This is a genomic window from Erwinia sp. PsM31 (assembly GCF_030433775.1).
Lineage (GTDB): Bacteria > Pseudomonadota > Gammaproteobacteria > Enterobacterales > Enterobacteriaceae > Erwinia > Erwinia aeris.
Map to the genome: position 1 here is coordinate 101,339 of NZ_JARUWZ010000007.1, position 10,783 is coordinate 112,121.

Consider the following 10,783-nt stretch of genomic DNA (forward strand, 5'->3'; position numbering starts at 1 on the left):
CAGGTTTTTTTATTTGTGGGTAACTAAATGGATATTATCAAAGTACTCAATAACAACGTGGCGATAGTGCTGGATAAACAGGGCAAAGAGCAGGTCGTGATGGGGCGCGGGCTGGCCTTTCAGAAACGACCGGGCGAGCGGCTGGATCCCACGCGGGTGGAAAAAGTCTTTGCCTTGCAAAGCAGCGAGCTGACAGGGCGGTTAGCCGAGCTGCTGACGGAAATCCCGCCAGAGGTGCTTGCCGTCAGCGAATGCATTATCGCACAGGCGAGGCAGGCGCTGACCACCGCTCTGCATGAAAGCGTGGCGATTGGTCTGACCGATCATATCCACTTCGCGCTTCAGCGCCAGCAGCAGCAAATTCCCTTGCGCAACGTACTGCGTTGGGAGATCCGCTCGCTTTACCCTAAAGAATATGAGCTTGGCCTGGCGGCGCTGACGATTATTGAGAAGCGGCTGGGCGTGCGTCTTGAAGAAGATGAAGCTGGTTTCATTGCGCTGCATCTGGTTAACGCGCAGCTGCATAGCGCGATGCCGGAGGTACACGCCATCACGCGGTTTATGCAGCAAATTTTGGATATCGTGAAATATCATCTGCAGATCGAATATCAGCCCGACTCGCTGAGCTATAACCGCTTTGTCACCCATCTTAAGTTCTTTGCCCAGCGGATGTTGGGGAAAAACGGCGTGGTCAGCGACGACCGCTCGCTGCACGACGTGGTGCGCAACCGCTACCCACAAGCCTATCGCTGCGTTGAGAAGATCGACCGCCATATCGTAAAAAATTATGCCTATACGCTGGGAACGGAAGAGCGCATGTTTCTGACCATTCATATTGAGCGGGTCAGAAAAGAGACGCTGGCCCTGGAAGAGCATGAGGATGAGGCGTAAGCTCGCAGGGAAGGCCTGACAAAGAGCAGGGTGAAGACATTTGCCGGAAGGCGTTAACTGCCTTCCGAACTGAGCCTGGCCGAGCCTGCTTTCTCTGCCGCTAACGTAGCGTAGCCCCCTGGGTTTTTATAACCTCGCGATACCACCAAAAACTCTTTTTGGGCCTGCGCGCCAGCGTACCGTTTCCCTGGTCGTCGCGATCGACATAGATAAAACCGTAGCGTTTGGAAAACTCGGCTTTCGAGGCGCTCACTAAATCAATTGGCCCCCAGCTGGTATAGCCCCAGACCTCCACGCCGTCTTTAATGGCTTCACGCACCTGTACCAGATGATCGTTCAGATAAGCGATGCGATAATCGTCGTTGATTGCGCCATCCGCTTCTGCCTTATCCCTGGCGCCCAGGCCGTTCTCCACGATAAACAGCGGCTTTTGATAGCGATCGGCAAGCATATTCAGCAGCAGCCGCAGTCCCTGCGGGTCGATCTGCCATCCCCATACAGAGGCGGGAAGATGTGGGTTCGGCACCATATCCAGCACGTTGCCACGCGCCAGGGCCGCTGTTTTATCCGCCGTGGCGCAGCCGCTCATGTAATAACTGAAGGAGATAAAATCAACGGGTTCGCGCAGATCGATGTTGTCCTGCTCGCTGATAGCTATTTCGATACCTTGCTGTTTAAAAAAGCGTGCCATATAGGGTGGGTAAGCGCCGCGCGCCTGTACATCGCCAAAGAACAGCCATTCACGATTTTTTTGTAGCGCTTCGAGCATATCTTCAGGACGGCAGGTCAGAGGATAAAGCAGGCCGCCCAGCAGCATATTGCCGATTTTGCCTTCAGACACAATTTGATGGCAGGCTTTTACTGCCCGTGCGCTTGCCACCAGCTGATGGTGAATGGCCTGGTATATCGCCTGCCTGCTGCTGTTTTCCGGCAGGCCTACGCCGGTGAAAGGCGCATGCAGTGACATATTGATCTCATTAAAGGTGAGCCAGTATTTTACTTTGTGCCTGTAGCGCTCAAATACCGTGCGGGCATAGCGTTCAAAAAAAACAATTGTTTGACGGTTGCCCCAGCCGCCGTAATTGCTGACCAGGCCGTAGGGCATTTCGTAATGCGAAAGCGTCACCATCGGCGCAATATTATATTTAGCCATCTCGTCAAACAGGCGATCGTAAAAAGCCAGTCCGGCCTCGCAGGGTTGCTCCTCGTCGCCCTGTGGGAAAATGCGTGTCCAGGCGATGGAGATGCGTAACACCGTGAAGCCCATTTCGGCGAACAGCCGGATATCTTCCGGATAGCGATGATAAAAATCGATGGCAATATCCTTGATGTTAAAATCGCCCGGCTGGCGCGCAACGCGTTCGCCAAAAATGCCGTGCGGTTGCAGATCGGAGGTCGACAGGCCTTTACCACCTTCCCGCCATGCTCCCTCAACCTGATTAGCGGCCATCGCGCCGCCCCAAAGAAAGTTTTGTGGAAATGTATGCATAATTGCTCCTTAAGCAGTTACATAATCAGCTTCAGCAACGCGCCGTTTTCCGCTACCTGTTCCCGATCGCTGGCGGGAAGCACGTCAAGATAGTCGTCGCTGTTGCTGATGATGACGGGCGTGGTCAGGTCATAACCGGCTTCACGCAGGGCCGGAAGATCGAACTCAATGAGCAGCTCCCCACGGCGCACTGGCTGATCCTGCGCCACGTGAACGGTGAAATAGTTGCCGTTCAGCTGTACCGTATCCAGCCCGACGTGGATCAGCAGCTCCACGCCGTTTTCGGCGATCAGGCCAATCGCGTGTCCGGTGCGAAACAGCGAAGCCACGCGACCGTCCAGTGGGGAAACGACACGACCACAGTCGGGCACAATCCCTACGCCTTTCCCCAGCAGGCCGCTGGCAAAGGTTTCGTCGGCGATCTGTTCCAGCGGCACTACTTTGCCGCTTAGCGGGCTGGTCAGGGTAAAGGTGTGCGTCAGCTTTTCCGGGGGAGGCTCCGGCGTCGCATCGACGAGGGTTTCGGTTTCCTGCTGTGGAGCAAGACCGAAAAAGTAAGTGGCGACGGCCGCAAAAATCAGCGACAGCAGGGCGCCTGCCAGCACGGCATAAACGGTGATATCAATGCCCGTTTTAGGCACGCTCTGAAAAATCGTAAAGATGCTGGCCAGTCCAAACGAATAAACGCTGGCATGGTAAAAACCGATCAGCGCCGCGCCCAGCGCACCGCCGATACAGCCAAAAATAAAGGGACGGCGGTTAGGCAGAGTAACGCCATAAACCGCCGGCTCGGTAATGCCAAAAATGGTGGCGCTGAATGCGGAAGCGGCAATGCCTTTCAGCCTGCGATCGCGGGTTCGCAGCAGCACGCCCAGCGTTGCGCCGCTCTGGCCCATTACGGCGGCGAACAGCAGCGGCATCATAAAGTCCTGGCTATGCATGCTGAGGTTATTAATCATCAGCGGCACCAGCCCCCAGTGCAGGCCAAAAATAACCAGCACCTGCCAGAAACCGCCGAGGAAAAGCCCGGCGATCAGCGGACTCAGGGCGTAAATCCACAGATAGCCGTCGGCCAGCTGGTTACTGAGCCAGGTGGCGACCGGGCCGATAACTAAAAAGCTCAGCGGCACCACCACCCCCAGACAAAGCAGCGGCGTAATAAAATTCCGGATGGCATCCGGCAGGCGCGAATTAACCATTTTCTCCAGCAGGCTGGCGACCCAGGCGGCGAGTAAAATGGGGATCACCGACGAGGCGTAATTGATAAGGATCAGAGGAACGCCGAAAAAGGAGAGCGGCGCTTCGCCGCTTTGCGCCTGATTAAAGGCTTCCAGCATTAAGGGATGCACCAGCGCAGCCCCAATCGCCATCGACGTAAAAGGGTTGCCGCCGAATTTTTTACCGGCACAGTAGCCGAGCACGAGGGGGAAAAAATAAAACAGCGCATCGCTGGCGACGAAAAGAACCCGATAGCTGCCGCTCTGCTCCTGCAGCAGCCCGATCGCCAGCGCCAGCGCCAGCAGGCCTTTCAGCACGCCGGAAGCGGCCATTACGCCAAGGAACGGGGTGAAAATGCCCGAAACGATATCGATAAAACGATTAAAGAGAGACAGTTTTACGGGCGCAGCGGAAGCCTGTTCGCCTTCACTTAAGCCGCCTTCGCTCAACAGCGCCTGATAGACGTCGCCGACATGATTGCCTATCACCACCTGATACTGACCGCCGCTCTCGACGATCGTAATAATTCCCGGATTGTTTTTTAGCGAGGCCGTATCGGCCAGCGCTACGGATTTAAGCCTGAAGCGCAGTCGGGTCGCGCAGTGTACCAGTGACGCTATGTTTTCCCGGCCGCCCACGCCTTGCAGAATTTGTTGGGCCAGCTGCTGATAGTTCATAAAACGCTCCCTGCACCTTCGCCTTAACTGAAAAAAACCAAAAAAAAACCTGAACCGCTTATTTTCGCCACGGGCATGAAAATAAGCGGTTCAGGTTTTGCCTGCGTAGACAGTGACAACCCTGATTAGCATTCAGGATAGTTTCTTAAAGGCGAACAAATAACAAGCATCGGCGATGGGTTGATGACTGAATCGTGAGGCGGATCGAGTTTTATTTGCACACTGACACGCTTTTTAACCTGTGTGCTCAGAAAGGAGGTTTTGCATTGGCATTCGCGCAGGCTAGACTGTATCGCATTGATTATGCTGCGAGGAAAGGTTGTGGAAAGCATAGCAGGCAAGGCCTTACAGGTATCGGACGCCATTATTTCCTGCCAGCTGGACGGAAAGGGCGGACTGATCCCGATTGATGATAAAGACGTAATTCACTGTGACAAGCCCTGCTGGCTGCACCTGAATTACACCCACCGGGAAAGCGCAGAATGGCTGATGTCCACGCCGCTGCTCCCGGATGCCGTGCGTGACGCCCTGGGCGGCGACAGTATGCGCCCAAGAGTCAATCGTCTGGGCGACGGAACGATGATTACGCTGCGCAGCGTCAACCTGAATACCGAATCGCGTCCCGATCAGCTGGTGGTTGTGCGGGTATTTATTAATGACCGGCTCATTGTTTCTACCCGCCAGCGTAAGGTGTTCGCTATTGATGAAGTGCTGACCGATCTGCAAAACGGCAACGGCCCCACCAACGGCGGCGGCTGGCTGGTGGACGTTTGCGACGCCTTAACCGATCACACCAGCGAGTTTATTGAGGACCTACACGATAAAATTATCGAACTGGAAGATGCGGTAGTCGATCAGCAGGTGCCGCCCAGAGGCGAGCTGGCGCTGATCCGTAAACAGCTGATTATTATGCGGCGCTATATGGCGCCTCAGCGCGACGTATTTTCGCGTATCGCCAGTGAAAGGCTGCCGTGGATGAGCGATGACGATCGACGACGCATGCAGGATATCGCCGACAGGCTGGGTCGTGGGCTGGACGACCTGGATGCCAGCGTGGCGCGCACGGCAGTCTTGTCGGATGAAATCAGCACGGTGATGGCGGAAGCGATGAACCGTCGCACCTATACCATGTCGCTGCTGGCGATGGTCTTTTTACCGACAACCTTTCTCACCGGCCTGTTTGGCGTCAACCTTGGCGGCATCCCGGGCGGCGAGTGGCGCTTCGGCTTTGCCACCTTCTGCTTTTTGTTAGTGGCGCTGGTGCTTGGCGTTGCCTGGTGGTTACGTCGCCGTAAATGGCTGTAATTTACCGGCACTCTGCCGCGATAAAGCGCAAAAAGGGGCAATAAAGCTGATCGATATCAATAAAAGGAGCAGACGGCTGGGGCAAACTCTTTCTCGCAGGTGAATGCAACGTCAAGCGATGGGCGTTGCGCTCCATATTGTCTTACTTCCTTTTTTGAATTACTGCATAGCATTTTTAATTCATACAGGCCGGCGTAAGCCGGCTTTTTTTTGCCCGTTTGCCAGCGCTGGCGGTGGTGCCTATGCTTACAGTTCACCTTATGTTCGAGGAGGAAGATATGCTGTCCGACTACGTAATGGATACACCAAGAGCTTCCGATCCGGTGCCGACCGATCCCGTACCGATTCCCGATCCTATTCCAACACCGCAGCCGATGCCCGATCCGCCGCCTGATATGCCGGATCCCATCACCGATCCGCCGCCGCATATGTAGCACGGCCAGGCCGGTTAACATCGCCGGCCTTTTTTGCAGCTGACGGCCGCTTCCCGAATATTTCCACCTCTGTTAAAAACCCGTATAATCCGCGACAGTCCAACGCTCAACCAGGAAACCCGCCGCCGGTTTGTCCGCTCGGCGTAATAAGTATTTATGAATCAGACTGATACAAGAAAAGAGACGCTCGAATTCAACAAGTTGCAAAAGCGCCTCAGAAGAAACGTCGGCAACGCCATCATTGATTACAACATGATTGAAGAGAATGACGTGGTGATGGCCTGCATGAGCGGCGGTAAAGATTCCTTTGCCATGCTGGATATTTTGCTGGGTCTGCAAAAGGTTGCGCCCGTGAAGTTTGAGGTGGTCGCCGTGAATCTCGACCAGAAGCAGCCTGGTTTTCCCGAGCATATTTTGCCAGAGTACTTCGAGAGCCTGAATATCCCTTACTATATCGTGGATAAAGACACTTACTCTGTTGTAAAAGAGAAAATCCCCGAAGGCAAAACCACCTGTGGGCTTTGTTCAAGACTACGGCGCGGCACGCTCTATTCTTTTGCAGAACGCATCGGCGCCACCAAAATCGCGCTGGGCCACCATCTTGATGATATTGTGGAAACCCTGTTTCTGAATATTTTTCACGGCGCGCGCATGAAGGCAATGCCGCCCAAGCTGCGTTCTGACGATGGCCGCAATGTGGTTATCCGGCCGCTGGCCTACTGCCGCGAAAAAGATCTGATCGCCTATGCTGAGCAGAAAGACTTCCCGATTATTCCCTGCAACCTTTGCGGATCGCAGGAAAACCTACAGCGTCAGGCGATTAAAGCAATGCTTGCCGAGTGGGATAAAAAAGAGCCGGGACGCGTGGAAAGCGTATTCAAATCGCTGCAAAACGTCAGTCCAAGCCAGCTGGCGGATCGCAATCTGTTCGATTTCGTCAATCTGCCGTTGGATCGCGAAGGCGAAAGAGAGGAGTACGCTTTTACCGAAGCGACGGTTTCCTCTACCAACATTGATAAAGCGATGTTTATCGACGTCACCAATATCTGAGTAAGCCGGGGAGGCCGCTCCCCGTCGTTAACCGTGCAGCGGAAGCCGCGCCTGCTTTTTTCAGCCGCTGCTTTTGCTGCCCGTGCATCCCTTCGTCGGCCCGGCACACAATTCCCTCCGCGGCAGTAACGTCCGCCAGCGCTTTTCTGCTACACTCAGCGGCAATTTCCCCTCCGGTTTTTCAGAGAGTAATTTGTGAGCGCTTTTTCAACCCTGACTTCCCTGCCAGCCAGCCAGATCGCCAATCTGAACGAGCTGGGCTACCACACCATGACCCCCATTCAGGCCGCATCGTTACCGGCGATCCTGGAAGGTCGCGACGTCCGCGCGCAGGCAAAAACGGGCAGCGGCAAAACGGCCGCTTTCGGCCTTGGCGTGATGCAGCGCATCGACGCCACGCAGTTTGTTACCCAATCGCTGGTGCTTTGCCCGACGCGCGAGCTGGCCGATCAGGTCACCAAAGAGCTGCGTCGCCTGGCGCGTTTTACCGCCAATATCAAAATTCTGACCCTGTGCGGCGGCCAGCCGATGGGCGCCCAGCGTGATTCGCTGGTGCATGCGCCGCATATCGTCGTCGGCACGCCGGGGCGTATTCTGGATCATCTGAAGCGTGAAACCTTGCAGCTGGGCCAGCTAAGTACGCTGGTGCTGGACGAAGCCGACCGCATGTTAGAGATGGGCTTCCGCGATGATATCGACGCCATTATCAGCTACACGCCGCCCGCGCGTCAGACGCTGCTGTTCTCCGCGACCTGGCCGCAGGATATCGCAAAGATTAGCCAGCGTGTTCAGCGCGATCCGCTGAGCGTGGAAACAGATGTGGTCAGCGATTTGCCAGCGGTTGAGCAAACTTTTTATGAAGCCGGCTCGCGAGAGAAACTGCCGGCGTTAATCGGCCTGCTTAGCGATAAGCAGCCGTCTTCCTGCGTGGTGTTCTGCAACACCCGACGCGAATGCGACGATATCGCCGCCGCGCTGGAAGGGCAGCAAATCAGCGCGCTGGCGCTGCATGGCGATTTGGAACAGCGCGACCGCGACCAGGTGCTGATCCGTTTTGCCAACGGCAGCTGTCGCGTGCTGGTGGCTACGGATGTCGCCGCGCGCGGACTGGATATTAAAGCGCTGGCAATGGTGGTCAACTATCAGCTTTCGTACGATCCGGAAGTGCACGTGCACCGCATTGGCCGTACGGCCCGCGCGGGTGCGGAAGGGTTGGCGATCAGTCTGGTTGCGCCGGACGAGATGATCCGCGCCCACGCGCTGGAAGACTTTTTACAGCAGAAGCTGAGCTGGCGCAGCGTGTCGGAGCTGAAAAGCGTGGCGCCTCGTCCGCTACCGGCGGAAATGGCGACGCTGAGCCTGGACGGCGGGCGTAAGGCAAAAATCCGCCCTGGCGATATTCTGGGCGCGTTAACCGGTGAGGCAGGGCTGAGCGGCGACGCTATCGGTAAAATCGATATTGGCCCAACGCAGGCGTATGTCGCTATCCGTCAGAGCAGCGCGCGCCAGGTGATGAAGCAATTGCAGCAGGTGAAAATCAAAGGGAAAACCTGCCGCGCCCGACTTTTGAAGTAGCGGCGCCGGCAGGCCCGGAACACCCTGAACAGGGTGTTCTTGCTTCAGAACTTCAGCACTTCCGGCGGCTGCGCCACCAGAGGTTCGGCATCGGCCATCAGCGTTTTAAAGTGCGGCTGATTGCCATGCGTCTCTACGGCCTGCGCGTCCTGCCAGGTTTCGTGAAAAAGGAATACGTTGCCGTCTTCTACGCTGCGGTACAGGTCATAATGAATGCAGCCTTCTTCCGCGCGTGCCGGCTTAACGCCCGCGTTTAGCACTTTCTTCAGTTCGTCTGCTTTACCTGCTCTGGCGGTAAACTTCGCCACGATACGCACATGTTTGTCGCTCATTTTATTCTCCTTAGATAAAACCCGGTGTAAGGCCGTTTCCGTTCGACAGGATTAGCCGCCGAAGAGAGAAAGCTATCATGCCATAAATTGCTTAAGCCTTCAGGTCGTTACGCTATTTATTCAGCCAGGCTTTAGTTTCAACGCACGTAATGCCAACAGCTAAAAGTCGATTAAGGTGACAACGTCACGCTTATACTCAGCTTCAGGCGGGCGCCAGGCTCATCCTGGTGACACTGTCACTACTGTCTGCGTTGATGACCTTATTGGTAAAATCAGACCAGCGGCTATTGCCATTCATTATTTTTAATTTAGTAAATATTCGTGACTGCGCTCGACCCTGACGGCATCCTGACATATGCTGACCCACGCCCAAGTCCTTCTTCCGGAGTTTTCTGATGAGAGCAGCGATATTTCTGCTTGCTGGTTGCGTCCTGCTTACCGGCTGTAGCCACGATAACGAGCCGCCGCAGCAGGCTACCAGCGCCCACGTGCCGCCTAAAGTTGTGATGTCCGACCTGGCCGCCAGCGCCTGTTCAGACGCCGGGGGAACGCTGGCGCTTTCGCGCCAGCTGGATGGAAGTGCTGTAGGCATGTGCCAGCTGGCCAACGGGCGTCGCTGCGGCGAAAGCGCGCTGGCCAGCGGCAGCTGCGCCCGCTAAAAACCGGCGTTAGCCCGTCAGCTCGTTATCGCAGAGATCGCCTTTTTCCAGCTGCTGCAGATTTTGCAAGGTGGTCTCGGCAATGCTGGTCAGGGCTTCTGCCGTCAGGAAAGCCTGATGGCCGGTGAACAGAACATTATGGCAGGCGGACAGGCGACGGAAGATATCGTCCTGAATAACGTCATTAGATTTATCTTCGAAAAAGAGATCGCGTTCGTTTTCGTAAACGTCCATACCCAGCGAGCCGATCTTCTGCATTTTTAGCGCGTCAATCGCCGCCTGAGAATCAATCAGGCCGCCACGGCTGGTATTAATAATCATCACGCCATCTTTCATCTGCTGGAAAGCCGCCATATTCAGCAGATGATTATTCTCGGGCGTTAGCGGACAGTGGAGCGAAATCACATCCGATTCCCTGAACAGCGTTTTGATATCGACGTAGGTGGCACCCAGTTCCAGCGCCTGGGGATTGGGATAAGGATCGAAAGCCAGCAGCCGCATACCAAATCCTTTCAGGATACGCAGCGTGGCAAGGCCGATTTTGCCCGTACCGATAATACCGGCGGTACGACCGTGCATATTGAAGCCGATCAGGCCTTCCAGCGAGAAGTTGGCGTCGCGGGTTCGCTGATAAGCCCGGTGAATACGGCGGTTCAGCGTCATCATCATACCAACGGCGTGTTCCGCTACGGCTTCAGGCGAATAGGCCGGCACGCGCACCACCTTCAATCCCAACGTTTTTGCCGCCTCCAGATCCACGTTATTGAATCCGGCGCAGCGCAGCGCGATATATTTGACGCCCAGCGACGCCAGCTCCTCCAGCACCTCGCGGCCGCCATCGTCGTTAACGAAAATGCAGACGCCGTCGCAGCCGGCCGCCGTCTTCGCGGTACGTGCGGTCAGCAGAAAATCAAAATATTCCAGCTCAAATCCATAGCTTTCGTTAACCTGCTCAAGGTATTTCCGGTCGTACTGTTTGGTACTGTATACCGCAAGTTTCATGCATGATCTCCTGTATCCGTCAGACAGCTCTCCCTTAACAATACTTCGCATTGGACGGCTAGTCAGCCAATGGCAGGCAATATTTGTTCGGCAGGTGAATAATTACCCGCTCAAATCTTCTCGCGGCGCGCAGGACGTGCCATGATTTACG

The 10,783-nt window shown here is 55.4% G+C and carries 10 protein-coding genes; 6 read left to right on the plus strand and 4 right to left on the minus strand.

Features of this window, described 5'->3' with window-relative positions; all coding sequences use genetic code 11:
• Positions 1-27: 27 nt before the first annotated feature.
• A complete protein-coding gene (gene licT, locus QCD69_RS08270) occupies positions 28-891 on the plus strand; it encodes a BglG family transcription antiterminator LicT (protein ID WP_301251672.1) in 864 nt (287 codons plus the stop codon).
• Positions 892-991: 100 nt separating this feature from the next.
• Here licT and ascB read toward each other — a convergent pair whose 3' ends face one another.
• Both ascB and bglF read right to left on the minus strand, forming a co-directional pair.
• Entirely contained in the window at positions 992-2,380 is a 1,389-nt protein-coding gene (gene ascB / locus QCD69_RS08275) for a 6-phospho-beta-glucosidase (protein ID WP_441004980.1), read from the minus strand.
• A gap of 17 nt (positions 2,381-2,397) precedes the next feature.
• On the minus strand, positions 2,398-4,275 hold the full coding sequence (gene bglF, locus QCD69_RS08280) for a PTS beta-glucoside transporter subunit IIABC (protein WP_301251674.1): 1,878 nt from the start codon (positions 4,273-4,275) through the stop codon (positions 2,398-2,400).
• Between the two features lie 321 nt (positions 4,276-4,596).
• On the opposite strand from bglF, the gene zntB reads away from it, so the two are divergent.
• From zntB to dbpA, 4 genes are all read left to right on the plus strand, one after another.
• A complete protein-coding gene (gene zntB, locus QCD69_RS08285; RefSeq protein ID WP_253453929.1) occupies positions 4,597-5,580 on the plus strand; it encodes a zinc transporter ZntB in 984 nt (327 codons plus the stop codon).
• A 242-nt stretch (positions 5,581-5,822) separates the two neighbouring features.
• A complete protein-coding gene (gene ynaL, locus QCD69_RS08290; RefSeq protein ID WP_301251677.1) occupies positions 5,823-6,014 on the plus strand; it encodes a proline-rich small protein YnaL in 192 nt (63 codons plus the stop codon).
• Between the two features lie 156 nt (positions 6,015-6,170).
• A complete protein-coding gene (ttcA, locus tag QCD69_RS08295; RefSeq protein ID WP_253453932.1) occupies positions 6,171-7,064 on the plus strand; it encodes a tRNA 2-thiocytidine(32) synthetase TtcA in 894 nt (297 codons plus the stop codon).
• Positions 7,065-7,259: 195 nt separating this feature from the next.
• Complete coding sequence (gene dbpA / locus QCD69_RS08300; RefSeq protein WP_301251679.1) at positions 7,260-8,639, plus strand: ATP-dependent RNA helicase DbpA; 1,380 nt, start codon at positions 7,260-7,262, stop codon at positions 8,637-8,639.
• Positions 8,640-8,683: 44 nt separating this feature from the next.
• Here the strand turns inward: dbpA and QCD69_RS08305 are convergent, their stop codons facing one another.
• Positions 8,684-8,971, minus strand: a complete 288-nt coding sequence (locus QCD69_RS08305; protein WP_253453937.1) for a putative quinol monooxygenase — start codon at positions 8,969-8,971, stop codon at positions 8,684-8,686.
• A 395-nt stretch (positions 8,972-9,366) separates the two neighbouring features.
• Between QCD69_RS08305 and QCD69_RS08310 the strand changes: the two genes are divergently transcribed.
• On the plus strand, positions 9,367-9,630 hold the full coding sequence (locus QCD69_RS08310) for a putative hemolysin (protein WP_125287660.1): 264 nt from the start codon (positions 9,367-9,369) through the stop codon (positions 9,628-9,630).
• A gap of 9 nt (positions 9,631-9,639) precedes the next feature.
• Here QCD69_RS08310 and QCD69_RS08315 read toward each other — a convergent pair whose 3' ends face one another.
• Positions 9,640-10,632 carry a 2-hydroxyacid dehydrogenase gene (locus tag QCD69_RS08315; RefSeq protein WP_253453939.1) on the minus strand — a complete coding sequence of 331 codons (993 nt, stop codon included), beginning with the start codon at positions 10,630-10,632 and terminating at the stop codon, positions 9,640-9,642.
• Positions 10,633-10,783: the final 151 nt, after the last annotated feature.